Raw genomic sequence first — 25,380 nt, forward strand, 5'->3', positions numbered from 1 at the left:
GTAAGGAGGAACCATATCATGGCTTTCGATCGTGAAGCGAGACCCTCTCGTCCCATGCGCGGCAAGCGCCGTAAGGTTTGCCAGTTCTGCGCGGATAAGTGCGAGAGCATTGATTACAAGGACGCCGCCAAGCTGCGTCGATTTGTTTCTGAGCGTTCCAAGATTCTGCCCCGCAGAACCACCGGCACCTGCGCCATGCATCAGCGTCAGCTGACCGAGGCGATCAAGCGTGCCCGTCAGATCGCTCTGCTGCCCTACGTCACCGACTGACGGCAGTACGGACAGGTTCTGAAAAGAGACGCATCCTTTTGGATGCGTCTCTTTTTTTTATTTGCTTCTGGCCTGCAAAACGTCCGCCGTACGCCGGGCAAAAAGCTTTCCGGCGAGAAGGGCCTCCTCCGGGGAGTTGCCCGCCGCGCCCACCTCCACCAAAAGGGACCCGGTGGTGGCGTGCTGGTTGTAACGGGAGTTGCGCAGCAAAATGGGCCGCATCAGCGAGGGGTATTCCGTCAGCGCGTCCTCCTGAATGGCAACGGCCAGACGCAGATTTTCCATCCAGTTGGGATGGGTCAGCCCGCTGCCGTCGCTGCCCACCACCAGCGTCAGCTGGGCGGCGGTCCCCTCCCCCTCCACGGCGGAGACCACCTTGTACTGGTTGCCCTGGGCGTCCTCGATGGCGTCCCGGTGAACATCCAGAATAAAGCGGATGGAGGGGTACTGGGCAAGATAGCTCTGAATGGCCGCGAGAGACCGGTCGTAGGCCCCGGCGTAGGAGAGATAGTCGTAGAGCGTCCGGTCGTGGAGAACGGAGATCCCCTCCTCCCCAAAGACCTCCGCCATGGCGTCGCCCACCTGCACCACATTGTAGCGGGTGTCCGTGGTGCGGTGGTCGCCGGACCAGACGATCCCTTCGGCGTTTGCCGGGGTGTAGCTCTCACTGCCGTGGGTGTGGAGAATCAGGACCTGCGGCCCCTCCCCGGTCAGCACGGCGGAAAACGGCTCCTGCAAATCCGGAATGGAGAGGGCGTGGTCGGTGGAGTTGCTGATGTAGGAGCGTCCGCACACGGTGTAGCCGCTGGGGTCCGTGGGCACCAGCGTCCGGGCGGCCACGCCGTTGTCCGGCGCGCCCGGGGCGTCCAGCGGCGTTTCCTCCACGGGGACCGTGACGGTGTTGTCCTCCTGAGCGGGAGTGGAGGTTTCCGCCTGCTTCCATAGCTCCGCCACCGCAGGCCGGGCCGCCAGCAGCAGCGGGGCCTCCCCCAGAGCCAGAGCCGTCGCCGCCGAGAGGGTGTCCCGGGGCCACAGGTCCCCCAGCTCCCATTGCAAGGCCCGCAGGGGCGAGGCCTCCCGCAGAGCCGTAAATGCGGTCGCGGCGGTTGCGCTGCCCGCCGTGACCGATACCGTCCAGAGTGTGCCGGCGGCCAGCACGGCGGCTTCCATCCGCCGCAAAAACATGCCGGGAAGGCGTCCCTTTTTCATTTCATTCACCTCTCGGACAACCTTATGCGAGGCCCGGGCGGGATATGCCGCCCGGGCGACCGCCAAGAAGAAAAAGCGGGGGCGCATCCGAATGGATGCGCCCCCGGCGTGCCGGAAAATCTCAAAAGAAACCTCAGCGTTTCGTGAGACTCGCCGCGGCCTCTTTGGCGAAGTCTTGAGCGGTGAGGGCGTACGCCGCGTCAAAGAGCGCCGCGCGGAAGGACCCCGGTCCCCGGCTGTCGGCGGCAATCTCCGCCCGGCGGGAGCAGACCTTCCAAAAGGCGGCGGCAAGGACCGCAGCCTCCAGCGTCTTTGGCGTCACGGCGGCAAAGGCCCCGCACAGCACGGAGAGCATACATCCGGTGCCGGTGACATAGGCCATCAAATTGCTGCCGCCATCCACCTGCCAGACCGTCTCCCCATCGGTCACAACATCCTCCGGTCCGGAGAGCAAAACGGTGGTTTGGTACTGGCGGGCCAGCGTCACCGCCGCGCTTTGCCGCTCCTGCGCCGTGGCGGGGGCGGGACTGTCCACCCCCTGCCCGCAGCCGGTGGTTTGCACCAGCGCCTGCGCCTCCCCCAGATTTACCCGCAGGATGGAGGGCGTAAAGCATTGCAGCAGGGCCTGTACGTGCTGGAGACGCCAGAGATTGGCGCCCACGCCCACCGGGTCCAGCACCACGGGCTGGGCGAGGGCGGCGGCTGCCTGAGAGCAAAGGAGACACACGCGGTACTTTTCCTCGTCCGGCGTGCCGGTGTTGAGCACGGTGGCGCTGGACGCGGCGGTGACGGCGGCCATCTCCCCTTCGCCCTGGGCCATTATGGGGCTGGCGCCCACGGCCAGCGCCAGATTGGCGCAGTCGTTGGCGGAGACCAGATTGCTCACGCAGTGGAGCAGGGGCCGCCGCTGCCGTAGGGCGTCCAGACGGGTGAAATCCATCATGAAAAGACCTCTTCTTAAAAAGTTTACTGCTCCATGGCGGCGCGCATGGACTTCATCGCGCCGCTGCGCTCCAGCGCGTACACCAGCGCGCCCGCCAGCACGGAACCGCCCACGGTGGAGACCAAAAACGGCGCCACATAGGCGTAAAAGGCGATGTCCCCGGCGCCCTTGCCCATGAAGGCGATGGCGATGGGATAAGAGAGCAGTCCGCCGAGAATGCCGGTGCCCAGCACCTCCGCGATCAGCGTCAGCGGCAGTTTTTTGGTTTTGTGATAGGCAATGCCGCACAGCGCCGCGCCGCACATGCTGCCCGGGAAGGCCAGTAGACTTCCAAGCCCAAAGAGGTTGCGCAAAAGGCTTGCCACAAAAGCCACGCCCACCCCGTACCAGGGACCCAAAAACACGGCGCATAAAATGTTCACCATGTGCTGCACCGGGGCGCATTTGCTGGCGAACACGGGGAAGGAAAACGCGCTGCCCATCACGGCCACAGCGCACAAAAGGCCTGCCAGAGCAAGCTTTTTCGCAGAATACTTTTTCATAAATAATAACTCCTTTGTATGAATTGAGATCGCAGGGAGAAAACGGTAAGGAAGCAGCGTTTCCCCCTTGCACGGCAAGGTGGCGAAGTGGGAGAGACCTCTCCCCTTCCGCGTGGAAAAATCGGTCGAGGCTTTCTGGCCTCCTCTCACGCCGGAACACGGCTTCCCATCGCTGCTCTGATGGCTTGGGACCCAGGGCGCTCCCCCTTGGTCCGCTCCCGGAATGTCCGGGGCGCCTTCGTTTTCTCTCATCCCTCCCATGCAAAAAAGTAAGAAACGGCGGGTCCTGAAAGGGCCCGCCGTTTTCAATCCCATCATGACTTCCTACGGTGGCATAACCCACATCAGGTAAAAGGGTCGAAGCAAACGCTTCCTCTCAGCCGAAACCGGCTCCCCCGTTTTTCGTAGCCCATTATGCCATTGAACGCAAAAAAAGTCAAGGGGAGGGTTGCAAAGAGGCAAAAACGGGCGTATGATGGGGAAAATGAAAAAAGGGGAGTCCGCTGGCGCGGGCTGAGAGGAAACCGCAAGGTTTCGACCCGGGACCTGATTTGGATCATGCCAACGTAGGGAGATAAGCGATGATTTCCGCAGACAGGCCGAATTGGGCATGTCTGCGGTTTTATTTTGGAGGAGCGATTTTATGAAACTTACATCGGAGCAAATGCGGCTGTATGCCGTGACGGACCGGGCGTGGGCGGCGGATGACGACGCCTTTTTCCGCCAGATCGAAGCGGCCATCGACGGCGGAGCGTCCATCGTCCAGCTGCGGGAAAAGCAGTTGGAGGACGCACACTTTCTGGAAGAAGCGACCCGGTTTGTGGCGCTGTGCCGCCAAAAGGGCGTGGTGAGCATTATCAACGACAATGTGGAGATCGCCGTGCAGACCGGGGCCGACGGCGTGCATGTGGGGCAGGAGGATCTGGAGGCCGGCCGCGCCCGGGCGCTGCTGGGACATGGCAAGCTCATCGGCGTCTCCGCCCACACGGTGGAGGAGGCGCGGCGGGCCGTGGCGGCGGGCTGCGATTATCTGGGCACCGGCGCGGCCTTCGTCTCCGACACAAAGTCCGAGGCAAAGCCCATCTCCCACGACACCATCCGGGCCATCACGGCGGCGGTGGAGGTTCCGGTGGTAGCCATCGGCGGGATTACCCGGGAAAATATCCGGGAGCTGGGCGGCTGCGGCCTTTCCGGCGTGGCGGTGGTCTCCGCCCTGTTCGGGCAAAGGGACGTGAGGGAAGCTGCGGCGGAGCTAAAGCATCTGTCGGAGGAGATCTGCCAAAAGTAAACGGGAAAAACGCGGCGTTTGCCGCTTTTTCGGCGGCGGCATTGGGGGCACCACCTTGCCGCCGCCTTAGGGCAACATCACACAAAGACCGCCTGACGGCTTTGCGCATGGCTTGCTTGCATATTTTCCGCCATCTTGCACAGAAATCTTTTGCCATACGTCAGTATGGCGGCAAAATTTCTGCATAATTTGACGAAAAATCTGACTGCGCAATCCACGCACAATCTCTGTGCGGTATTGCCCTAGAAATGCATTGCTGTGAAACAAGAAAGGGGTATTTTTATGAAAACAGCATTGACGATCGCCGGAAGCGATTCCAGCGGAGGCGCCGGTATGCAAGCGGACATCAAGACCATGACGGCAAACGGCGTATACGCCATGAGCGCCGTCACGGCCCTGACCGCCCAGAACACGACCGGCGTCACAGACATTCTGGAGGCAACGCCCTCCTTCCTGAAAGCGCAGCTGGACGCTGTGTTCACCGATATCTTTCCCGACGCGGTGAAGCTTGGCATGGTCTCCTCCGGCGCGCTCATCGCGGTGATCGCGGACGCGCTGACGCGCTATGGCGCAAAGCACATCGTGGTGGACCCGGTGATGGTGGCGACCTCGGGAGCGGCGCTGCTGCGCCCGGACGCCATGGGTGTTTTGAAGGAACAGCTGCTGCCCTTGGCGGAGATTTTAACGCCCAACATTCCCGAAGCGGAGCTGCTGACGGGCATGGAGATCCGCTGCCCGGCGGACATGGAGCGGGCGGCGCAGGCCATCAGCGAGGAGTATGGCTGCGCGGTCTTGTGCAAGGGCGGTCACGATTTGAACGACGCCAACGATTTGCTGTGGCAAAAGGGCACGGCCCGGTGGTTCCGGGGCCGCCGCATTAAAAATCCCAACACCCACGGCACGGGCTGCACCCTCTCCAGCGCCATCGCCTCGAATCTCGCCAAGGGCTATGATTTGGCCTCCTCCGTGGAGCGGGCAAAGGCGTACATCTCCGGCGCGCTGGCGGCGCAGCTGGACCTTGGAAAGGGGCGGGGCCCCATGGACCATCTCTTTGACCTGCGCAGCCGCTTTATTGGGGAGGACCGGGCATGAAAAAGACCTCTTCCTTTCAAAACGGACTGATCTGGTTCGGCGCGGGCGTGTCGCTGGCGGAAATTCTCACCGGTACGTATTTCGCCCCGCTGGGAATGGTCAAGGGCTTTGCCGCCATTTTGCTGGGCCACGTGATCGGCTGCGCCATGATGTATCTTGCGGGGCTCATCGGCGGGCGCACGGGCCTGAGCGCCATGGAGACGGTGAAACGGAGCTTCGGGCAAAAGGGCGGCATCTTCTTTGCCTTTTTGAATGTGTTGCAGCTGGTGGGCTGGACCGCCATCATGATTTACGATGGCGCGCTGGCCATCGGCGGCATCTTCACCGTGGGCCACTGGGTGTGGTGTCTGGTGATTGGCGGACTCATCCTTTTGTGGATTCTGGTGGGCGTCACCAACCTGGGCTGGATCAATAAAATCGCCATGGCGGCGCTATTTCTCTTGACGCTGGTTTTATGCAAGGTCATTTTCTTTGACGGCAGCATGAGTGCCTCCGCCGGGGAGGCCATGAGCTTTGGCGCGGCGGTGGATCTGGCGGTGGCCATGCCTCTTTCCTGGCTGCCGCTGATCGGCGACTATACCCGGGAGGCGGAAAAGCCCGCCCAGGCGACGCTCGTGAGCGTGGTGGTCTACGGACTGGTGTCCTGCTGGATGTACGTCATCGGCATGGGAGCCGCCATCTATACCGGGGAATCCGACATTGCCCAGATCATGGTGAAGGCGGGGCTGGGCATTGCCGCGCTGGTGATTTTGATTCTCTCCACCGTGACCACCACCTTCCTCGACGCGTGGTCCGCCGGCATTTCCGCCGAATCTCTCAGCAAAGTGTTTTCCGGCAAGTGGACGGCGGCGGGCGTCACCGTGGTGGGCATCGCCGGGGCCATCCTCTTCCCCATAGACGATATCACGAATTTCCTCTATCTCATCGGCTCCGTGTTCGCGCCCATGATCGCCATTCAGATTGCGGACTTTTTCCTGCTGCGGCGGGACCGGTTTGGAGCCGGGCTGGACGGGCGGAATCTGGTGATTTGGCTTCTGGGCTTTCTTGCCTACCGTCTGCTGATGAAAACGGACCTTCCGGTGGGCTATACCCTTGTGGATATGGCGCTGACCGTGGCGCTGTGCCTTGCGGCGGACAGGCTCGTCCCCAAAAAATAAGCCAAAAGAAGTGGGTGTGCCGGAAGGTATGCCCACTTTTTTTACCGAAAAATGCATAAAGAAAAAAGACATTTCAAAAAAAGGATTTGGCGGTTTCACTGAATTTGCAGGGAAGCCCCCTGCTTTTGGAGGACCTTTCAGGTTAATTTTAACTTCCCCCCGTATGCTGTGGACACTATGAAAAGCAAACAGCGGAAAGGAACGGCGAAGCTATGGAAGAAGTCGTAAGGGACGAAACGCGGGAGGCCGCCCCCAAAAAGAAATGGTTCAGGAGATGCAAAATCCGAAAGCGCTGGCTGGTTTTGCTGGTGCTGGTCCTTGCCATCGGCGGCGGCGTGATCGCGGCGCGGGGCATCGGCAGCAAAAAGACCGAGGCCGTCACCGTCTATCAGGAGACGGCGGCCGAGCGGAGGGATATCACCAACGCCCTCAGCTCCAGCGGCACGCTGGAACCAGCGAACGCCTATACCGTGAGCACGCTGGTCTCCGGGGAAATTTTAAGCGACGCCTTTGAAGAAGGCGATCTGGTGGAAAAGGGGACGCTTCTCTATACGCTGGACGCCTCCGACGCCTCCTCCAGCCAGACCCAGGCGCAAAACAGCTATTCGCAGGCCCAAAGCAGCTATTCCAAGGCGGTGAAAAGCAAGTATCCCACCGCCGACATGAGCGGCACCGTCAGCGAGGTCTGTGTGAAAAACGGGGACAGCGTCAGCGCGGGGACGGAGCTTTTGCGCATTGTGGGCGACAACAACCTCTACTTCAACTTCCTCTTTACCTATGCCAATGATGGGGACTTTTCCGTGGGCCAGACCGCCACGGTATTCATCAACGGCATGGCGGGCACCATCACCGGCACCGTGACGGCGGTCTCCAGCGGGTCCACCGCCTCGGACACCGGCAAGATGCTCACCACCGTCCGGGTCAAGGCTGCCAATCCCGGGCTGGTGACCTCCGGCTATACCGCCAGCGCGGTGATCGGAAGCTACTCCAGCTACGGCAGCGCGTCTATTGAACTCAGCGAAGAGAGCACCGTGACCGCCGGAGTGTCCGGAAAGGTCAGCGGGCTGAGCTGGCTTGCCGGCGACGCCATTAAAAACGGAGATCGGATCTGCACCATCACCGGCGACAGCGTGGACGATCAAATCGAAAACGCCCAGACGAGCCTGAACAACGCCCAGACCTCCCTGCAAAACGCCAAGGAAAAGCTGGATGATTATCAGGTCACCGCGCCCATCTCCGGCACGGTGGTCACCAAGACCGCCAAGGCCGGCGACAAGATCGAGGGCGGCTCCTCCGGCACCCTCTGCACGATCTACGACATGAGCTATCTGGAAATGACCATGAACATTGACGAGCTGGATATCGGCCAAGTGGCCGTTGGGCAGACGGTGGAGATCACCGCCGACGCCGTGGAGGGCAAAACCTATACCGGCACGGTCACTAAGGTCTCCGTGGCGGGCACCACCTCCGGCGGCATCACCACGTATCCCGTCACCGTCCGCATCGACGAGACCGACGGCTTGCTGCCGGGCATGAATGTGGATGCGGAGATCGTGCTGGAGGAAGAGAGCGGCGTGCTGGCAATTCCCAGCGCTGCGGTCAACCGGGGCAACACCGTGCTCATCACCAAGGATTCCCCCAGCGCCTCGAACGCGCTGGAGCAGGAGGCTCCGGAGGGATACGTTTACGTGCAGGTGGAAACCGGCGTGAGCGACGAGAGCTATATTGCCGTTCTCTCCGGCTTGCAGGAGGGCGACACCGTGGCCTATCTCCAAACCTCGTCCGGCAGCGGCAATGCCATGATGATGCAGGGCGGCATGGCGATGAGCGGCATGGGCGGCGGTATGGCCATAAGCGGCGGAGGAGGCGGCGGACGTCCCAGCGGCGGGCCGGGGGGAGGCTTCTGATGAGCGCGCTGATCGAGTTTCAAGACGTCTGCAAGACCTATCACATGGGCGATACCGTGGTCCGGGCGGCGGACCACATCTCCCTGCAAATCCAAAAGGGGGAGTTTGTGGCCATCGTGGGCCAGTCCGGCTCCGGCAAATCCACCTGCATGAACATCATCGGATGTCTGGATGTGCCCACCTCCGGGACGTATCTTCTGGGCGGGGAAGACGTGGGCAGGATGAATAAAAATCAGCTGGCGGAGATTCGCAATAGGATGCTGGGCTTCATTTTTCAGCAGTACAATCTGCTGCCCAAGCTCACGCTGCTGGAAAATGTGGAGGTCCCGCTGATGTACGCCGGGATGCCCAAGGCAGAGCGGCGGGACCGGGCAAAGGTGGCGCTGGAGGTGGTGGGCCTTGGTGACAAGCTCAAAAACAAACCCACCCAGCTCTCCGGCGGCCAACAGCAGCGGGTCTCCATCGCCCGGGCGCTGGTGGGCGAACCTGCGGTCATCCTGGCTGACGAGCCAACCGGCGCGCTGGACTCCCACACCGGGCGGGAGGTCCTCTCCATGCTGCAAAAGCTTCACGACGCGGGCAATACCGTGGTGCTTATCACCCATGATAACTCCATCGCCGTGCAGGCCCAGCGAATCATCCGGCTGGAGGACGGCCGTGTGGTCTATGACGGGGACGCCCACGCGCCAGAGGCGGTGGTCACGCCGGACCTTGCGGGAAAGGGAGGCGCATCATGAGCTTTTTGGAGACCTTTCAGCTGGCGATCAAAAATATTTGCAGCAGCAAACTGCGCACCTTCCTCACCATGCTGGGCATCATCATCGGCGTTTGCGCCGTCATTGTCATCGTGGGTCTTGGCAACGGCATGCAGGGCTATATTGAGGACAGCTTTGCGGACCTTGGCACCGACTCCCTCACGGTGATGGTGATGGGGCGGGGGTCCTCCCGCAGCGTGTCCGAGGAGGATATGTACCAGATGGTGGCGGATCACCCGGAGGAATTTAAGCAGCTTTCCCCCAGCGTGTCCGTTTCCTCCTTTTTGAAAATCGGCAGCGACACCGTTTCTAGCTCCACCGTCTCCGGCGTCAGCGAGGAGTACTTCTCCATGAAGGGCTACGAGATTTCCGAGGGCCGTGGGCTTCAGTATACGGATATCTCCGGGCGGAAAAAGGTGTGCGTGGTGGGCCAGTATCTGAACATGGCCTATTTTGGCGGCAGCGCCGTGGGTCAGACGCTGAAGGTCGGCAACACCACCTTTGAAATCGTGGGCGTTATGGCGGCGGAGAGCGACGATCTGGAGGAGGGCGGCGCCGACGACTGCGTGTTCCTCCCCTATTCCACCGCCGCCCGCATGAGCTATACCGGAAGCATCAACAGCTATACCGTCACGGTGCAGGATAAGGACCGGATTGCCGAGGCAAAAACGCTGGTGGAAACCACGCTCTACAATATTTTTGAGGATGAGGACGCCTACACCGTCATCAGTATGTCGGAAATGCTGGACACCATGAATTCCATGGTGAATATGATCATCGGCGTGCTGGCGGCCATTGCCGCCATCTCTCTGGTGGTGGGCGGCATCGGCATCATGAATATCATGCTGGTCTCCGTCACGGAGCGGACTCGGGAGATCGGCATTCGCAAAGCGCTGGGCGCCAAGGAAAGCGCCATCATGCGCCAATTCGTCATTGAGGCGGCCACCACCTCCGCGCTGGGGGGCGTACTGGGCATCGCGGTGGGGTATCTGCTCTCCTCCGTGGCGACGGTGGTCATCACCTCCGTGCTGGGGACCAGCCTTACCGTCAGCCCCAGTTTGCTTGCGGTGCTGGTGGCGTTTGGCGTGTCCACCGGCATCGGCGTGGTGTTCGGTTATCTCCCCGCCAAGAAGGCGGCAAACCTCAACCCCATCGATGCGCTGCGCTACGACTGAGAGAAAATAAAGGAGCAAGGCCCCGGGTTCCGGGGCCTTGCTCCTTTGATGCGGGCGTTATTCGGATAGGCTGCGCAGCAGGGCGATTTCCTTTGCGTAGCCCGGCAGCTCGTTTGGCGTCTCCAGACAAAAGGGCAGGGCTTGCAGCGCAGGGTGGCGTACCACCCGGACAAGAGCCTCCAGTCCCAAGGTCCCCTCGCCGATGCACGCGTGGCGGTCCTTGTGGCTCTCAAGGGGATTTTTGCTGTCGTTGAGATGGACGGCCTTCAGATGGGAAAGCCCCACCACCCGGTCAAACTCCGAGAGAACGCCGTCTAAATCGCCGGCAATGTCATACCCGGCGTCGGAGACGTGGCAGGTGTCCAGGCAGATCCCAACCTTTTCCCGCAGTGTCACCCGGCTTAGAATCTCCCGCAGCTCCTCAAATCGGCCGCCCACCTCGCTGCCCTTGCCCGCCATGGTCTCCAGCAGGACGGTGGTGGACTGGTCCGGCGTCAGCAGCGCGTTCAGCGCCTCGGCAATGAAGGCGATGCCTGCCTCCATCCCCTGCCCCACGTGGCTGCCCGGGTGGAAGTTATAGTACTGCCCCGGCAGAAATTCCATGCGGCGCAGGTCGTCCGCCATGGTCTCCCGGGCAAAGGCCCGGGTTTGCGCCTCTGCGCTGCAAAGATTCAGCGTGTAGGGCGCGTGGGCAAGGATGGGAGCAAACTGATGCGCTTGCAGCAGCGCCGTCAGGGCGGCGGCGTCCGCCGTGTCCAGCTCCCTGGCCCGGCTCCCCCGGGGATTGCGGGTGAAAAACTGAAAGGTATCCGCCCCCAGCTCCAGCGCCTGCCGGCCCATGGCGGCAAAGCCTCTGGAGGAGGAGAGGTGGCATCCAATGTGCAGCATGGCAGCCTCCTGTGTTTTTTTTCAGAATACCACACCGCTACGGCTGCTGTCTCCCGCAAATGCAACACTAGTTTGCCGGCTCCTCTCCGTCCGCCGGCTCCTCCAGGAACATTTCCTCCGCTTGCCGCTGCGCGTCAATCAGCTGCTGACGTAAATGCTCCAGGTCTTTTTCCGTGTTGGTAATGGCATTGAAAAGAAAGAGGTACTCTTTTGAAATACTGCCCATAACAGTCATCCTTTCTGAAGTAAACACCAGATGTTGAAGAAACTGTCGTTATCATACACAAAATCAGGGACGTTTCCTGTCCAAATTTGTCGACGGACAGTGAAAATTCAAAAATAATTAATAAACAGGGCGGAGCGGGGATAAAAAGGGAAAACCTTGAAAATTTCAAAGGTTTTTTGTCCCAGCCCTTGCCTGCCTGGCCGCCGGCGTGGTATGATAGCAAATACGGTATCGGAAAGCTATTGCGCAAAGAGCGAGGGGTTTCATGAGTCAAAAACAAGCTACCATTGATTTTTTGCGTCGGCAGTGTGCGCGCTATCCGGCTCTTTGCCCGCAGGACCTTTTGAAGGGACTGCACCAGAGCGTGTTTGGCTGCGGCCATTTTGTGAGCGATGAGGAGCGCGGCATTTGCCGCATTCAAGAGGAGGCGGCGACCCTCCCCGGGGACGGGGACGCGTTGCCGGAGCTGCTGGATGGCGCTTTTTGCCGCCTGCCTTTGCAGTATCTGCAAGAGAAGGGCATGACGCCCCGGACCTTATTTCGCCTGTTCGCGCTCTCTGCCAAGGCGCCTGTGGGCACGGCGGAGCTGCTTTCGGAAAAGGTGGACATCCTGCTGGCGCTTGCACGAGACGGGCAGCTGCCCGTTTCCTATGCGGAAACGGCGCAGGCAGCGGAGACGTTTCGCCGTGAGGGCTTTCCCGCCTGCCACCACTCCGAGGCGTTCCGGAACGCCTATCACCCTGCCTACCGGGTGATTTCCCGGGAGTTTCTCTGGATTTTGCCGCTGCTGGCGGGCATCGACCGCAAGATGGCGGAACAGTCCCAAGTTCTGGTGGCGCTGGAGGGCTGCTGCGCCAGCGGAAAGACCACGCTGGCAGGTCTTTTGGAGCAGATTTACGATTGCAACGTGTTTCATATGGACGACTTCTTCCTGCGCCCGGAGCAGCGTACGCCGGAGCGCTATGCGCAGCCCGGCGGCAATGTGGACCGGGAGCGCTTTTTGGAAGAGGTGCTGCGCCCGCTGGGGCAGGGACTTCCCGTCCGGTACCGCCGGTATGACTGCCAGACCCAGAGTCTGCTTGCACCGGCGGAAACGGCGCCCAAGGCGCTGACCGTTGTGGAGGGGGCATACAGTCTGCACCCGGACCTTGCCGACGCGTACGATCTTTCCGCCGTTTTGCGGATTTCTCCGGCGTTGCAGCGCGCCCGCATTGAAAAGCGCAACACGCCGGAGATGCAGGAGCGGTTTTTCTCCCGGTGGATTCCCCTGGAGCAGGCCTATTTCACGGAGATGGACCCCGCGGGGCGCTGTGACATGATTCTGGAGGTGGAGGCATGAGAGTCGTTGTGATCGACGGGCAAAGCGGCCGTATGGGGCAGCTTTTCATCGAGCGGGCCAAGGCTGCGGCGCTTCCCTGTGAGATCGTGGCCGTGGGCACCAACGGCATTGCCACGTCCGCCATGCTCAAGGCAGGGGCGGAGGCCGGCGCCACGGGAGAAAACCCGGTGCTGGTGGCCTGCCGCACCGCAGACGTCATTGTGGGCCCCATCGGCATTCTCGCCGCAGATTCCCTCATGGGGGAAATTACGCCCGCCATGGCGGTGGCCATTGGACAAAGCGCGGCAAAAAAGCTGCTGCTGCCTGTGAACCACTGCAACAATCTGGTGGCCGGTATTCAGCCGCTCTCGCTCTCCCGATTGATGGAGGAGGCCGTGGAGCTGCTTGCCACCTTGTGTCCGTAATGTTCCGGTCAAGCCGGTTTGATATTGATTTCTTGCGATTCCATCTGAATCGCGCCAACGAAGGCGCGCCTCCCGTTCAAGACGGCAGATCATCTGAAAGGGAGAATTTTTAAAATGAGTCATCCGATTGCAAACGAAGCCGCGGCAAAAGCGCCGCAATCTTTGGTCCGCCAGCTGGTTTCCGCCGGAATTTGTCTGGCGCTGTGCATGGTCCTGCCGTTTTTAACGGGCCAGATCCCCCAGATCGGCAGCGCGCTGAGCCCCATGCATATTCCGGTCCTTCTGGCAGGCTTTTTGTGCGGCCCGTGGTGGGCTGTAGCAGTGGGCGCTGTGGCCCCGGCCCTGCGCTTTGTCCTCTTTGGCATGCCCCCCATCTTCCCCACGGGACTTGCCATGAGCTTTGAACTGGCGGCATACGGTCTGGTCGCCGGGCTGCTGTATGCGCGTCTGCCCAAAAAGACCGTCAATATCTACGTCTCTTTGGTGGGCGCCATGCTGGTGGGCCGCATCGTCTGGGGAATCGTGCAGGTGGTGCTCTCCGGCGTCACCGGCGCCGCCTTCACGTGGGGTGCGTTTCTTGCCGGGGCATTTATCAACGCCGTGCCCGGGATCATCGTCCACATCCTGCTCATCCCCGTGCTGGTCATGGCCTTGCAGAAGGCCGGGTATATCCAAAAGTAAATGAAACGGCAAACGGAGCCTGCATTCAAAATGCAGGCTCCTTGAGACTGTCGAAAAAGCCCTTTGGGCTTTTTCGACAAGTGGCTGCGGCCTGCCGCGCGCAGGTTTTGGCCGCCGCAGGCGGTCAAAACCCACACTTGCAAGCCGAGAAGTGTTTTCCACGACGTACACGCCGCCGTGAAAAACGGATTTGAATTTTTTTGCCGCGTCGGCGGCAAACTCTGTGAGACTTTTTCGACATGCAAACGGAGCCTGCATTCAACATGCAGGCTCCGTTTTTCATAAAATTCCACCCCATGAAAATCGCTACAGCCGCGAGACAAAATGCCGCAGCGGCGGGGTCTCGTCCGCCTTTCGCCACACCGCGAGAATTTCCTCCGCCTCCTCCGCGCCCACCAGCGGCACAAAAACCAGATTGTCCGCGTTCGTCAGCTTCGCGGTGCAGTAGGCGGGCAGAATGGAAATGCCCTCCTCCGCCGCCACCATCATCAAAATGCTCTCCACATCGTTGGACCGCAGGAGGATGTTGGGCTGATACCCCGCCTGCCGATACAGCGCCAGAAAGTAGGAGTCGCCGTAGGAATCGCCGGTGGCGGAGGGCGACATGTAAAGGATGGTCTCGCTTTTGAGCTCCGTGCGGTGGAGGGCGGTGCGCTGGGCGAAGGGATGGCTGCCGTAGAGGGCCACCACCAGCGGCACCCGTTCCACCAGTTGCACCTCCACGGCCTCCGTGCGGATGTTGGTGCTGTCCCAGGTGAAGATCACGTCGAATTCCCCGTTCAAAAGGCCCGCCGCCAAAACGTCCGTGTCGCAGCGGTAGCAGGTGATGAGCACGTTGGGATATTCCAGATGGAACGCGCGCAGCTTGTTGGAAAGGTCGCTGCGCTCATACCCCTTCGTGTACCCCACCCGCAAGGTGCCCACCAGTCCGGTGGAGGCGTCCCGCACCCGCTCCAGCGCGGTGTCCATCCGGGAGAGGATGGTCTTGGCCTCCATAAAAAACACGCTGCCCGCCGGGGTCAGAGACACCGGGCGGCTGTCCCGGTCAAAGAGCTGGACGCCGATGGACTCCTCCAGTGAGCGGACCTGCTGGGAGATGGCGGTCTGGGAGAGGTAGTACTGGTTGGCGGCCCGGGTAAAGCTCTGCTGCTCCGCCACCGCCACAAAATATTTCAACTGATTGAGATTCATGGAGGCCCTCCCCGCTCATAACTTTTCCTTATTTTAGCATCAAAAACTACCGGTTGCAATCGAGAATATTTCCTTATTGAATGGCAAACAGTTATCAACAGGCAGAAAAAGGGAGCTTTTTAAAAATTATGGTCTATGAGGTCCGCCCCGATGAGCGGGAGGCGCTGCGAAACGGAGCTGACCGCCCAAACGGAACAGTAAGAAAGAGGGACGCCCGCTTTGGTGCTCCTCCAATAAAAATGTTTTTAAGGCATCCCTGTTAGCGAAACAGGGATGCCTTAGCTTTGCGTTATGCGCATAATCTGCCCGATAAACAGGAAGTTCGCACGTTTTTTGCCGCGATGGCGCGGCGGCTGTACGCCAATCTTGTTGGAACCCCTCCCGAACCCTCTAAAAGAGAAAGGCGGCAGCCATAAAAAATCGTCATGACTGCCGCCGTTGAGAATATTTTTATGAGATTGGGGGTTTGGCGCGTGCTTATGCTTGCGTCAGAATCTCCACCGCCTGGCGCAGCGTCTCCACACCACCCACGTTTCCCGGAAAGATCACGTAGGGAATCTGGGGGAATTTGCTGGCCTCGTCGGTCTGCCACACGGGAATGCCGGGGCAGATCTGGCCCAGTACGTTGGCCTTTTTCACGTGGAGCGCCTGCGTGCCCACGGTGCTGGAGGTGATGCCGCCCTTGGCCACGATAAAGGCGGGGGTTACCTGCAGCTGCCCCACCAGCTTTTGCACGGCGTCGCTGATTTTGACGCTGCGCAGCAGGGCACTTTCCGGCGTGTCGTTGTCCACGTTTAAAAGCGTCCGCTCGGTAAAGCACACCGCGACCTTCCCCGCGCGGATGGCGGCCTCTTCCAGCGCCAAGCAGCGGGAAACCTCACCGTTTAGCGCCGCGTCGCCCTCCAGCACGAGACTGCTGCGAAACGCAATGGCCTCCACGCAGGGAAGCGCCAAGAGCGCTTCCAGCTGGGCGGTGGTTTTCTGGGTGTGACTGCCAACGACCACCACGCCGCCGGTGCGGGTGGGGCTTTTGACCATGTCCTCACGCCGCAGCAGCGGAATGTCGCTGATGCCGCCCACCACCTTGACAAGGCCCGCCGCCGTGCGGAAAAGGAACGTCTTTCCCCGGGCCATGGCCCGGTACAGCGCCACGGCAAAAACCTTCACGTCGCAGTAATCCACCGCGTTCACGCAGACCTTGTTAAAGTTTTTCACCTGCTCCAGCTTGGCGGCAATGCCGTCGTAGTCCTGCCGCCGCAGTTCCTGCAGCGAAATGCAGACCACATCCTGCCCGGAAAACCGGCCGCCGGTCTTTTCCTCAATATAGCCGGGGAGATCGGAGTGGGTATAGCCGAAGGTGCGGTCTTTGGCAAATTCCGTCTGCGCGGCGGGGATCAGCTCGTCGCCGTAGCGCACGTAGTGGGTGTTGCCGATGGTAAACCGGCCGCCCTCTTTGAAAAACGGGCAGAGGATCTCGCCGTCCACCCGTCGCCCCGCCCGCTCCATGCCCTGGCGCAAAAGCTCCGTCTCCAGCGGAAAATGGCCCCGGAGGGTGGAGTCGCTGCGGCTCATGATGAGGTAGGACTGCCCCGTGGCCTTTGCCGCTGCGGCAATATTCGCGGCGATTTCCTCGTGGACGGCGGTGGTTTCCGCCGCCGTCAATCCCCGGCTGTTGGTGAGGATATAAAAAAGCTTCCCCTCCTCCCGCAGGCCGCTTTCCATGCTCTCCACAGACCAGTCCGTATACACGGAGACGTCGTGGACGGTCTGGACGCCGGTGGGATCGTCGTCCAGAACGATAAATTTCGTGGAGCTCGCCGCGATTTCCGAGCGCAAAAGGGCGTCCACCGCCGCCTCGTTCACGGCGGGAAAGGAGGAGAGAATGTCCGCGTGAAGGGTCTGTTCCATGGCTCCGCCTCCCCGCACTCAGCGCTCGTCGGACCGGACGGTGACGCCGGCAAGCTGCTCGAAGTACTGCACATACCCGGCGTGGTCGTCGTCCATATGACCGCCCACCTTCAGCGCCTGCTGGATCTCAAAGAGCTGCGCGGTCAGCGGCAGGGGCACGTCGATCTCGTGGGCGGTGGCCAGCACGTTTTTGATGTCCTTGTGGTTTACCCGCACGGTGCCGCCGGGGGTAAAGTCCCGCCGGCACATCATGGGCGCCTTGGCGTCCAGCACGGTGCTGCCGGCAAGGCCGCCGCGAATAGCGTGATAGACCCTCATGGGGTCCACACCGGCCTTGGAGGCCAAAACCAGCGCCTCGGACACGGCGGCGATATTCAGGTTTACGATGATCTGGTTTGCAAGCTTCGTGACGCTGCCCGCGCCGGAAGTGCCGATCAGCAGCGCGCTGCTGCCCAGAACGTCGAACACGGGCTTCATCCGCGCAAAATCGGCCTCGTCGCCGCCGCACATGATGGCCAGCGTACCGGCAATGGCGCCCGGCTCCCCGCCGGAGACGGGGGCGTCCACAAAGCCGACGCCCAGCGCCTTCAGCCGCCGATAGCACTCCTGAGACTCCCCGGGCGTGACGCTGGACATGTCGCACACCACCTTGCCCGCCGTCAGCGCGGCAGAAATGCCGTTTTCGCCGAACAGGACCTCCCGGACGATAGCGCCGGTGGGCAGGATCGTGACAATGCGGTCGCACGCTGTGGCGATTTCCGCATAGGTGCCCGTGGATGCGCCCATGGCGCAAAGCTCCCGGACAATGTCGCCATTCAGGTCGCTGACCATCACGTCCAGCCCGGCCTTCACCAGATTCGTCGCCATGGGGCGACCCATAATGCCAAGACCAATAAAACCAACCTTACTCATTCTAGTACCCTCCTGCATCATTTGGGCAAACGGCCTTTGTGCCTGCGTAATTTGGCGCGTTGCGCAACGTTTGCCGACATTGCGTCTTTCTGCGGACAGTATATCGTATACCGGTATACCGGTCAAGAGAAAAAAGCGGACTCCCTATAAAATAGAAAGAAATCAGCGTATTTAACAAAAAAATGTTTCCTTTTCGGTAGATTTACCCTTGAACGGTATCCCGGTATTCTGGTAAGATAGCCCATAGACAGACCCTGGGGGGGTCAAAAAACAGGGCGAAGGAGGGTGCGTGTGGCGGGATATCGGTTTTTGCAGGAGGAAGCCTACGCCCACATCAAAGAGCAGATCGTCAGCGGGACGCTGTGTGAGGATCAGATCTACTCCGAGACGAAGATGGCGGCTGCCATCGGAATTTCCCGGACGCCGGTGAAGGACGCGCTGGTGCGATTGAATCAGGAAAAGCTCATCGACATATTGCCCAGCAAGGGGTTTCGGCTTCATCGCATGTCGGCGGAGGATATCTGGGCGACCTACCAGCTGCGCACGGCGGTGGAGGGGTTTTGCGTGCTGCACCTTGCCCACAGCAAGGATTCTCCCGCGGGCCGCGCCCGGGTGGAGGCGCTGCGTGGGGGCGTGGAGCGGATGGAGTCGCTGCGCCGCAGTGCGTCCATTGACGACTATTGGGCGGCGGACCTGGACTTTCACCGCGTGGTGGTGGAGTCTGCGGAAAATCCGGAATTTCTCCAGCTGTTTGAAAGCTATCACTATCGCATGTCCGTGATCGCCAGGCAGAGCTTCCTGAGCCCCAACCGGCGGGAGGTGGCTCTTGCGGAGCACCGCCAGATTTTGGAGGCGGTGTGTGCCTGCGAAGGACGAGACGACATGTCGGCCTTTGCCGCTGTTCGCCGCCACATGGAAGCCTCCCGGGATATCGTGCTGGGGGAGCGGATATAGAAAGGCGGAGCACCGTTTTGCGGTGCTCCGCCTGAGACTATCGAAAAAGGGTTTGCCGCGCGCGGCTCCGCGAAGGCCTCACGGCTTCCCTGCATCCGGCAAAAGAGAGCGGTCAAAGCCATAGGGCAGCAGCGCCTTGAGGGGCAGGGCCAGTTCCTCCCCGCTGCCATTGAGGCAAATGACCTCCATGTCCGGCGCAAATTCCTGCAGCACCTGACGGCAAACGCCGCAGGGGACGCAAAAATCCTCGCTGCGGCCCGCCACCGCAATGCGGACGAAATCCCGTCGCCCTTCGCTGACGGCCTTGGCAACGGCGGTCCGCTCGGCGCAGATGGTGGGGGAATATCCGGCGTTTTCAATGTTGCAGCCGGTGAACACGCTGCCGTCCGCGCACTCCAGCGCCGCGCCCACGGGAAAGTGGGAATAGGGGCAGTAAGCGCGCTCCAGCATGGATGTGGCCGCCGCCTTCAGTTCTTCACGGGTCATAAAAGGTCCCTCCTAACGGACATGATCTTTACGGGTATAGATGGTTCTATCATATCCGCCCGACGGAAAAAATGCAAGGTCCGGCGGTGGCAACCGGGCAAAAGCGCCGGTGCGTTGTCTGAGCGTCTTAAGATACAACGGGTGGGGACGAACGGGCGAAAAACATGCAAAATTTAGATATTTCTTACAAAGAATGTAAAAGCATTTCTGACATGTTTCAGCAAGGATACAAAGAAACGGCATAGAAACAGGTTTTCATTGTATTTTGACGAACCGGCTTGTATAATGAAACCCATCCAAGAAAACAAGAGGTTTTTCCATGATGATGCTCTCTGCTCTCATTTCCATTATGACTCTGCACATTATTCTGGTCCTGGTACTTCTGGTACGGGAAGAGAATAGTGCGATTGGTCATACCTGGAGCGGGGCGGAAGGCAATCGGTTTGAGGCTGCAAAGGCCGCATAACCGGAGGATTGCAAAAACACCCAAAAGCCTGTGGTTCGACCAACGAACCACAGGCTTTTTTCTTTTCACTGCAAGAAAAAAACGGGCCGAATCCTTCCCCGGGGAGGGAAACATGCCAAAGGGGGCTGCAAAAAATGGAGATGACTGGAGCACAGATTTTGGTGGAAGGGCTGCGCCGGGAGGGCGTCAGTCAGATTTTCGGTTATGCCGGGGCCACCATCTGCCCGATTGTAGATGAACTGCGCGCTGCGCCGGAGATCGGCTATACGCTGGTGCGGACGGAGCAGAACGCGGGGCATATGGCCTCCGGCTATGCCCGGGTCACCGGAAAGGTCGGCGTGTGCCTTGTGACCTCCGGACCCAGGGCCACAAACCTTATCACCGGCATCGCCACCGCTTATCTCGATTCCATCCCCATGGTGGCGATCACCGGGCAGGTGCCCTCCCATCTGCTGGGAAGAGATATCTTTCAGGAGGTGGACATCACCGGCGCCGTCTCCGCCTTTTCCAAGCACAGCTATCTGGTAAAGGACGCCGCCAGATTGCCCCGGATTTTGAAGGAGGCCTTTTACATCGCGGCCTCGGGGCGGCCCGGCCCGGTCCTCATCGATATCCCCATCGACATGCAGGAGCAGATGGCGGATGTCTCCTTTCCAAGCGAGGTGGACATCCGGGGCTACCACCCCAGCGTCCGGGGAAACGACAAGCAGATCGCCCATGTGGTGGAGGCCATCTCCCGCGCAAAGCAGCCGGTGATCTGCGCGGGCGGCGGCGTGTTTCTGGCGGACGCGGCGGCGGAGCTTTTGTCGTTTGCCGAGCGCACCGGCATTCCGGTGGTCACCACCATGATGGGCCTTTCCCTGCTGCCCACCGATCATCCGCTGAACATGGGCATGATCGGCAGCCACGGCAATGTCTGCGCCAACAAGGCGCTGGCCAAGTCCGACCTGCTCATCATGATCGGGACCCGGGTGGCGGACCGGGCCATCCTCTCCCCCGACGAGATCAAGCGCCGGATGCCCTCCATCCACATCGACGTGGACCCGGCGGAGATCGGCAAGAACATCCAGCCGGAGCTGCCGCTGGTGGGAAATGCGAAGGTCATTTTAAACCAGCTGCTGGAGCGGGACCTTTCCGTGGACGCAAAGGACTGGGTCGCCGCCCTTCGCAGCCGCCGCGAGGAGGAGCTTTCCCGGGAGGAGCCGCTTCAAAGCGGCAGCGTCACACCCCGGCTTCTGATGAAGTGTCTGGGGCAGCGTCTGCGGCCGGACGCGGCGGTGTGCACGGATGTGGGGCAAAACCAGATTTGGGCCTGCCGCCACCTGTGGCTGGGCGGGTGCCGCTTTCTCACCAGCGGCGGCCTTGGCACCATGGGCTATGCGCTGCCGGCGGCCATCGGCGTCAAGACCGCGCAGCCGGAGCGGCAGACCGTGGTCATCTGCGGGGACGGCTCCTTCCAAATGGCCATGAACGAGCTGGCGGCTGTCCGCGCCGGGGGCATGGACCTCAAGATCGTGCTCATCCAAAACGGGGTGCTGGGCCTTGTGAATCAGATCCAAAGCACGCCCCCCTACCACGGTCCCTTTGGCGTGGAGCTGGATGGCAGCCCCGACTTTGCGGCCGTTGCGGCGGCCTATGGAATTCCCAGTATGTACGTGGAGTCCGACGGCGATGTGGAGCGGACGCTGGATCGGTTTTTGGCTGCGCCGGGCGCGGGATTGCTGATCGCCCGGGTGGCGCCCACCGCTTCCACCAACGATTGAGGAGGTTTGGTCATGAAACAGACGATTTCCGTCCTGGTGGAGAATCAGGCGGGTGTTTTGAACCGCATCACCAGCCTCTTTTCCCGGCGGGCGTTCAACATCCACTCTCTGGCGGTGGGCGTGACCGACGACCCCGCCATCTCCCGCATCACCATTATTGTGGAAAGCGGCAACAGCGTGGTGGAGCAGGTGGAAAAGCAGCTGAACAAGCTGGTGGAGGTCATCAAGGTCCGCACGCTGGACGAGGGGACCTTCATTGGCCGGGAGCTGATGATTTTGAAGGTCAGCGCCAATGCCAAGACCCGTCCGGACATCATGACGCTTTGCGATATCTGCGGGGCCAAGGTGTCGGACGTTTCAACCACCTCCATGACGATGGAGGTCTCCGATACGCCGGACCGGCTGGATACGTTTCAGGAGATGATGCGAAAGTTTAATATTCTGGAAGTGGTCCGCACCGGCGTGATCGCGCTGCAAAAGGGCGCGGGAAAAATTTGAGTGCTTGGGCAAAGAGGGGGAATTCATTTTGAAGATCCGCGCAACACAGGCCATCATGGAATGCCTGCTGGAACAGGAGGTAGACACCGTATTCGGCTATCCCGGCGGAACGATTTTAAATGTCTACGACGAGCTGTACCGCTATCAGGGAAAAATCCGCCATGTGCTCACGGCCCACGAGCAGGGGGCTTCTCACGCGGCGGACGGCTACGCCCGGTCCACGGGGAAGGTGGGCGTGTGCTTCGCAACCTCCGGTCCCGGCGCTACAAACCTCACCACCGGCATCGCCACCGCCTATCTGGACTCCTCCCCCGTGGTGTTCATCACCTGCAACGTGGGAGAAAATCTGCTGGGCCGGGACGCCTTTCAGGAGGTGGATTCCACCGGCATTGCCATGCCCATCACCAAGGCGGCCTTTCTGGTCCGGGATGCCCGGCAGATCCCGGACGTCATGCGGCAGGCCTTCGCCGTGGCGGCCACCGGCAGACCCGGTCCTGTTTTGATCGACTTTTTGAAAAACGTGACTGCCCCCAGTCAGGAGATCGACTATACCTTCATCCCCTGGCGGGAAAACCGGGAAAACCGGGAAAGCAGCGGAATGCAGGCGTTGAACGAAAGCCGCCGGACCCAAAAACCGGAGCCGGATCGGCAGGACATCCGCATTTTGCTGGAGATGATCGCTAAGGCTAAGCGCCCGCTTTTGATTTGCGGCGGCGGCGTTGTCCGGGGCAGAGCCCACCGGGAATTCCGGGCGTTTGCCGAAAAGCTGGACGCGCCCGTGGCCATCACGCTGATGGGCGGCGGCGCCTTTCCCGGCGGGCACCCGCTCACCACCGGCATGATCGGAATGCATGGCTCCCGGGCCTCCAACGTGGCCTGCGACGAGTGCGATCTGCTCATCGCCGTGGGCAGCAGGTTTTCCGACCGGGTGGCGCTGGACCCCGCCACCTTTGCCGCCCAGAGCAAGATCGTGCAAATCGACATCGACCGGGCCGAGATCGACAAAAACGTGGTGACGGACCACCACATCATCGGCTCCGCCCGTAGGGTGCTCTCCCTTTTAAACGAGGAGATGCCCCAGTATCACCACGAGGAGTGGAAGACGCGGATTTTGCCCCTGCGCGCGCCCTCCGCCGCGCCGGAGAGCGAGCATTTGACGCCCCAGCAGATTCTGGAGATCATCCGCCAGCGCGCGCCGAAGGACGCCATCGTGGCAACGGACGTGGGCCAGCATCAGATGTGGGCCATCAAGTACCTGCATTTCGACTATCCCGGCCAGCTGCTCACCAGCGGCGGCTTTGGCACCATGGGCTTCGGCCTTGGGGCCGCCATCGGCGCGCAGATGGGAAATCCCGACAAGCGGGTGCTCCACATCACCGGCGACGGGTGCTTCCGCATGAACTGCCACGAGCTGTGCACGGTGGAGCATTACGGACTGCCCATCGTGTCCGTGGTGTTTAACAACGGGACGCTGGGCATGGTGCGCCAGTGGCAAAACCTCATTTACGACAAGCGCTTTTCCGAAACCACGCTGGACCGTGGCCCGGATTTTGTGAAGCTGGCGGAGGCTTACGGCCTCAGGGGCTTCCGCGTGACAAACCGGGCGGAGATGGAGGACGCGCTGGAACAGGCGCTTGCCGGGGGAAATGGCGCCGTCATCGACTGCGTGCTGGACGCAGACGAGATGGTGCGGCCCATGGTGGCGGCAGGGTCCCCCATCACCGACTTTTTACTCAATGAGGAGGGACGCGCATGAAACGGCAGCTGGACACAAAGCGCAAGCTCTACACCCTGTGCATTCTGGTGCAGGACATTCCCGGCGTTTTAAGTCAGGTGGCCCGCCTGTTTTCCCGGAAGGGGTATAACATTGAATCCATTGTCTCCGGCGAGACGGATCTGCCCGGCATCACCCGCATTACCATCGGCATTCTGGCGGATCAGGGCATGATCGAGCAGATTGCCGCCCAGTGCAGCAAGCTCCTGCCGGTGACGGCGGTGAAGATTTTGGACGAGGAGACCTCCATCCGGCGGGAAGTCGCGCTGGTGAAGGTGGGCGCGGCGGACCGCAACGCCCGGGACGAGGTCATTCAGCTGGCAAACATCTTCCGGGCCAAGGTCATCGACGTGGGACGGGAGTCCCTGACCCTTGGCATTTTCGGCAGCGGCAGCAAAATCACGGCGCTCATCGGAATGCTGACGGATTTCGGCATTCTGGAGATCGCAAAAACCGGTACTATCGCAATCGAGAGAGGGCGTAGCACGATATACGATGACAATAAATTGAAGGAGGAATATGATTATGGCAAACATGTTTTATGAGAAGGACTGTGACCTTGGAAAGTTGGATGGCAAGAAAATTGCCATCATTGGATACGGCTCTCAGGGCCATGCCCACGCGCTGAACCTGAAGGAGTCCGGCTGTGACGTTTGCGTGGGTCTTCGTGCCGGCAGCAAGAACTGGGCCGCCGCGGAAAAGGCGGGCTTGCAGGTCAAGACCGTGGCGGAGGCCGCCAAGTGGGGCGACATCGTGATGATCCTGGTGAACGACGAGGTGCAGGCGGAGGTCTACAAAAAAGAAATTGCCTCCAATTTGGAAGCCGGCAACACCCTGATGTTCGCCCACGGCTTCAACATCCATTACAAGCAGATCGTCCCCCCCAAGGACGTGGACGTTGTGATGATCGCCCCCAAGGGCCCCGGCCACACCGTCCGTTCCACTTATGTCAATGGCAAGGGCGTGCCCTGCCTGATCGCCGTAGAGCAGAATCCCACTGGCAAGGCCTATGACGTCGGTCTTGCCTATGCAGCCGGTATCGGCGGCGCCCGCGGCGGCGTGATGGAGACCACCTTCGACGATGAGACGGAGACGGATCTCTTCGGCGAGCAGGCTGTTTTGTGCGGCGGCGTGGTGGAGCTGATGAAGATGGGCTTCGAGACGCTGGTGGAGGCAGGCTATGCCCCCGAGAACGCCTATTTCGAGTGCATTCACGAGATGAAGCTCATCATCGACCTCATCAACAAGGGCGGCGTCGCCATGATGAACTACTCCATCTCCGATACCGCCGAGTACGGCGAATATGTCTCCGGCCCCCGCATCCTGCCCTACGACGAGACGAAGAAGAACATGAAGGCCGTCCTCACCGACATCCAGAACGGCAAGTTTGCCGGCAAGTGGATCGCCGAGAACAAGAATGGCCGCACCTTCTTCAATTCCTCCCGCGCCATCCTTGCCAAGCACCCCATGGAGACCGTGGGCGCGGAGCTGCGCCGCAACATGCTCTGGGGCGACGACACCGATCCCGATACCGCCTCTAACTGACGCGTCG

25 protein-coding genes and 2 riboswitches are annotated in these 25,380 nt (G+C 60.8%); of the genes, 16 read left to right on the forward strand and 9 right to left on the reverse strand.

The annotated features are described in order from the left end of the window. Positions 1 to 18 precede the first annotated feature (18 nt). Positions 19 to 270 carry a 30S ribosomal protein S18 gene (gene rpsR, locus PHI30_RS00310; RefSeq protein WP_300022313.1) on the forward strand — a complete coding sequence of 84 codons (252 nt, stop codon included), beginning with the start codon at positions 19 to 21 and terminating at the stop codon, positions 268 to 270. Positions 271 to 327: 57 nt separating this feature from the next. On the opposite strand, the gene spoIIP is transcribed toward rpsR, so the two are convergent. The 3 genes from spoIIP to thiW form a co-directional block, all read right to left on the reverse strand. After that, positions 328 to 1,479, reverse strand: coding sequence for a stage II sporulation protein P (gene spoIIP / locus PHI30_RS00315; protein WP_300022315.1), 1,152 nt, complete (start codon positions 1,477 to 1,479; stop codon positions 328 to 330). 133 nt (positions 1,480 to 1,612) lie between these two features. Then, entirely contained in the window at positions 1,613 to 2,422 is an 810-nt protein-coding gene (gene thiM / locus PHI30_RS00320) for a hydroxyethylthiazole kinase (RefSeq protein WP_300022317.1), read from the reverse strand. Positions 2,423 to 2,445: 23 nt separating this feature from the next. Next, positions 2,446 to 2,964: an energy coupling factor transporter S component ThiW gene (gene thiW / locus PHI30_RS00325; protein ID WP_300022319.1), complete on the reverse strand. Its 519-nt coding sequence runs from the start codon at positions 2,962 to 2,964 to the stop codon at positions 2,446 to 2,448. Between the two features lie 304 nt (positions 2,965 to 3,268). Then, a riboswitch (TPP riboswitch) is annotated at positions 3,269 to 3,371 on the reverse strand. Positions 3,372 to 3,446: 75 nt separating this feature from the next. After that, a riboswitch (TPP riboswitch) is annotated at positions 3,447 to 3,554 on the forward strand. A 53-nt stretch (positions 3,555 to 3,607) separates the two neighbouring features. On the opposite strand from thiW, the gene thiE reads away from it, so the two are divergent. The 6 genes from thiE to PHI30_RS00355 all read left to right on the forward strand — a co-directional run bounded on the left by thiE (position 3,608) and on the right by PHI30_RS00355 (position 10,338). Then, complete coding sequence (gene thiE, locus PHI30_RS00330) at positions 3,608 to 4,252, forward strand: thiamine phosphate synthase (protein WP_300022321.1); 645 nt, start codon at positions 3,608 to 3,610, stop codon at positions 4,250 to 4,252. A 282-nt stretch (positions 4,253 to 4,534) separates the two neighbouring features. Further along, positions 4,535 to 5,344: a bifunctional hydroxymethylpyrimidine kinase/phosphomethylpyrimidine kinase gene (gene thiD / locus PHI30_RS00335; protein WP_300022323.1), complete on the forward strand. Its 810-nt coding sequence runs from the start codon at positions 4,535 to 4,537 to the stop codon at positions 5,342 to 5,344. Continuing rightward, the gene (gene cytX, locus PHI30_RS00340; protein WP_300022325.1) at positions 5,341 to 6,501 is read left to right on the forward strand and encodes a putative hydroxymethylpyrimidine transporter CytX; all 1,161 of its coding nucleotides are present in this window, start codon (positions 5,341 to 5,343) and stop codon (positions 6,499 to 6,501) included. The genes thiD and cytX overlap by 4 nt, the downstream gene beginning before the upstream one ends. A 212-nt stretch (positions 6,502 to 6,713) precedes the next feature. Beyond that, positions 6,714 to 8,408: an HlyD family efflux transporter periplasmic adaptor subunit gene (locus tag PHI30_RS00345; protein ID WP_300022327.1), complete on the forward strand. Its 1,695-nt coding sequence runs from the start codon at positions 6,714 to 6,716 to the stop codon at positions 8,406 to 8,408. Continuing rightward, the gene (locus tag PHI30_RS00350; RefSeq protein WP_300022330.1) at positions 8,408 to 9,145 is read left to right on the forward strand and encodes an ABC transporter ATP-binding protein; all 738 of its coding nucleotides are present in this window, start codon (positions 8,408 to 8,410) and stop codon (positions 9,143 to 9,145) included. The genes PHI30_RS00345 and PHI30_RS00350 overlap by 1 nt, the downstream gene beginning before the upstream one ends. Further along, positions 9,142 to 10,338 carry an ABC transporter permease gene (locus tag PHI30_RS00355; protein ID WP_300022333.1) on the forward strand — a complete coding sequence of 399 codons (1,197 nt, stop codon included), beginning with the start codon at positions 9,142 to 9,144 and terminating at the stop codon, positions 10,336 to 10,338. The genes PHI30_RS00350 and PHI30_RS00355 overlap by 4 nt, the downstream gene beginning before the upstream one ends. Before the next feature lie 57 nt (positions 10,339 to 10,395). Here the strand turns inward: PHI30_RS00355 and PHI30_RS00360 are convergent, their stop codons facing one another. Both PHI30_RS00360 and PHI30_RS00365 read right to left on the reverse strand, forming a co-directional pair. Next, complete coding sequence (locus tag PHI30_RS00360; protein ID WP_300022335.1) at positions 10,396 to 11,226, reverse strand: deoxyribonuclease IV; 831 nt, start codon at positions 11,224 to 11,226, stop codon at positions 10,396 to 10,398. Between the two features lie 67 nt (positions 11,227 to 11,293). Continuing rightward, positions 11,294 to 11,452, reverse strand: a complete 159-nt coding sequence (locus tag PHI30_RS00365; protein ID WP_300022337.1) for a hypothetical protein — start codon at positions 11,450 to 11,452, stop codon at positions 11,294 to 11,296. Positions 11,453 to 11,717: 265 nt separating this feature from the next. Here PHI30_RS00365 and PHI30_RS00370 point away from each other — a divergent pair, with 265 nt between their 5' ends. The 3 genes from PHI30_RS00370 (at position 11,718) to PHI30_RS00380 (ending at position 13,876) form a co-directional block, all read left to right on the forward strand. Then, positions 11,718 to 12,791, forward strand: a complete 1,074-nt coding sequence (locus PHI30_RS00370) for a hypothetical protein (RefSeq protein WP_300022339.1) — start codon at positions 11,718 to 11,720, stop codon at positions 12,789 to 12,791. After that, positions 12,788 to 13,195 carry a DUF3842 family protein gene (locus PHI30_RS00375; RefSeq protein ID WP_300022341.1) on the forward strand — a complete coding sequence of 136 codons (408 nt, stop codon included), beginning with the start codon at positions 12,788 to 12,790 and terminating at the stop codon, positions 13,193 to 13,195. The genes PHI30_RS00370 and PHI30_RS00375 overlap by 4 nt, the downstream gene beginning before the upstream one ends. Before the next feature lie 114 nt (positions 13,196 to 13,309). Continuing rightward, positions 13,310 to 13,876, forward strand: coding sequence for an ECF transporter S component (locus PHI30_RS00380; RefSeq protein ID WP_300022344.1), 567 nt, complete (start codon positions 13,310 to 13,312; stop codon positions 13,874 to 13,876). Between the two features lie 306 nt (positions 13,877 to 14,182). Here PHI30_RS00380 and PHI30_RS00385 read toward each other — a convergent pair whose 3' ends face one another. The 3 genes from PHI30_RS00385 to garR form a co-directional block, all read right to left on the reverse strand. Beyond that, the gene (locus tag PHI30_RS00385) at positions 14,183 to 15,067 is read right to left on the reverse strand and encodes a LysR family transcriptional regulator (protein WP_300022347.1); all 885 of its coding nucleotides are present in this window, start codon (positions 15,065 to 15,067) and stop codon (positions 14,183 to 14,185) included. A 477-nt stretch (positions 15,068 to 15,544) separates the two neighbouring features. After that, entirely contained in the window at positions 15,545 to 16,975 is a 1,431-nt protein-coding gene (locus tag PHI30_RS00390; RefSeq protein ID WP_300022350.1) for a four-carbon acid sugar kinase family protein, read from the reverse strand. An 18-nt stretch (positions 16,976 to 16,993) separates the two neighbouring features. Then, on the reverse strand, positions 16,994 to 17,887 hold the full coding sequence (garR, locus tag PHI30_RS00395) for a 2-hydroxy-3-oxopropionate reductase (protein WP_300022352.1): 894 nt from the start codon (positions 17,885 to 17,887) through the stop codon (positions 16,994 to 16,996). Between the two features lie 291 nt (positions 17,888 to 18,178). Between garR and PHI30_RS00400 the strand changes: the two genes are divergently transcribed. Next, positions 18,179 to 18,841 carry a GntR family transcriptional regulator gene (locus tag PHI30_RS00400; protein ID WP_300022355.1) on the forward strand — a complete coding sequence of 221 codons (663 nt, stop codon included), beginning with the start codon at positions 18,179 to 18,181 and terminating at the stop codon, positions 18,839 to 18,841. A gap of 78 nt (positions 18,842 to 18,919) precedes the next feature. Here the strand turns inward: PHI30_RS00400 and cdd are convergent, their stop codons facing one another. Continuing rightward, complete coding sequence (cdd, locus tag PHI30_RS00405) at positions 18,920 to 19,327, reverse strand: cytidine deaminase (RefSeq protein WP_300022358.1); 408 nt, start codon at positions 19,325 to 19,327, stop codon at positions 18,920 to 18,922. A gap of 600 nt (positions 19,328 to 19,927) precedes the next feature. Between cdd and ilvB (PHI30_RS00410) the strand changes: the two genes are divergently transcribed. Genes ilvB (PHI30_RS00410) through ilvC form a run of 5 tightly spaced genes read left to right on the forward strand, consistent with a single transcriptional unit; the run spans position 19,928 to position 25,373 of the window. Then, entirely contained in the window at positions 19,928 to 21,556 is a 1,629-nt protein-coding gene (gene ilvB, locus PHI30_RS00410) for a biosynthetic-type acetolactate synthase large subunit (protein ID WP_300022360.1), read from the forward strand. A gap of 12 nt (positions 21,557 to 21,568) precedes the next feature. Continuing rightward, positions 21,569 to 22,054, forward strand: coding sequence for an acetolactate synthase small subunit (gene ilvN, locus PHI30_RS00415; RefSeq protein ID WP_300022362.1), 486 nt, complete (start codon positions 21,569 to 21,571; stop codon positions 22,052 to 22,054). A 28-nt stretch (positions 22,055 to 22,082) separates the two neighbouring features. After that, complete coding sequence (ilvB, locus tag PHI30_RS00420; RefSeq protein ID WP_300022365.1) at positions 22,083 to 23,810, forward strand: biosynthetic-type acetolactate synthase large subunit; 1,728 nt, start codon at positions 22,083 to 22,085, stop codon at positions 23,808 to 23,810. Next, positions 23,807 to 24,373, forward strand: coding sequence for an acetolactate synthase small subunit (ilvN, locus tag PHI30_RS00425; protein WP_300022368.1), 567 nt, complete (start codon positions 23,807 to 23,809; stop codon positions 24,371 to 24,373). Before ilvB (PHI30_RS00420) ends, ilvN (PHI30_RS00425) begins: the two co-directional genes overlap by 4 nt. Next, the gene (gene ilvC, locus PHI30_RS00430) at positions 24,354 to 25,373 is read left to right on the forward strand and encodes a ketol-acid reductoisomerase (protein ID WP_300022370.1); all 1,020 of its coding nucleotides are present in this window, start codon (positions 24,354 to 24,356) and stop codon (positions 25,371 to 25,373) included. Before ilvN (PHI30_RS00425) ends, ilvC begins: the two co-directional genes overlap by 20 nt. Positions 25,374 to 25,380 lie beyond the last annotated feature (7 nt).

The sequence above is a fragment of the Oscillibacter sp. genome (assembly GCF_028693505.1).
GTDB lineage: Bacteria > Bacillota > Clostridia > Oscillospirales > Oscillospiraceae > Oscillibacter.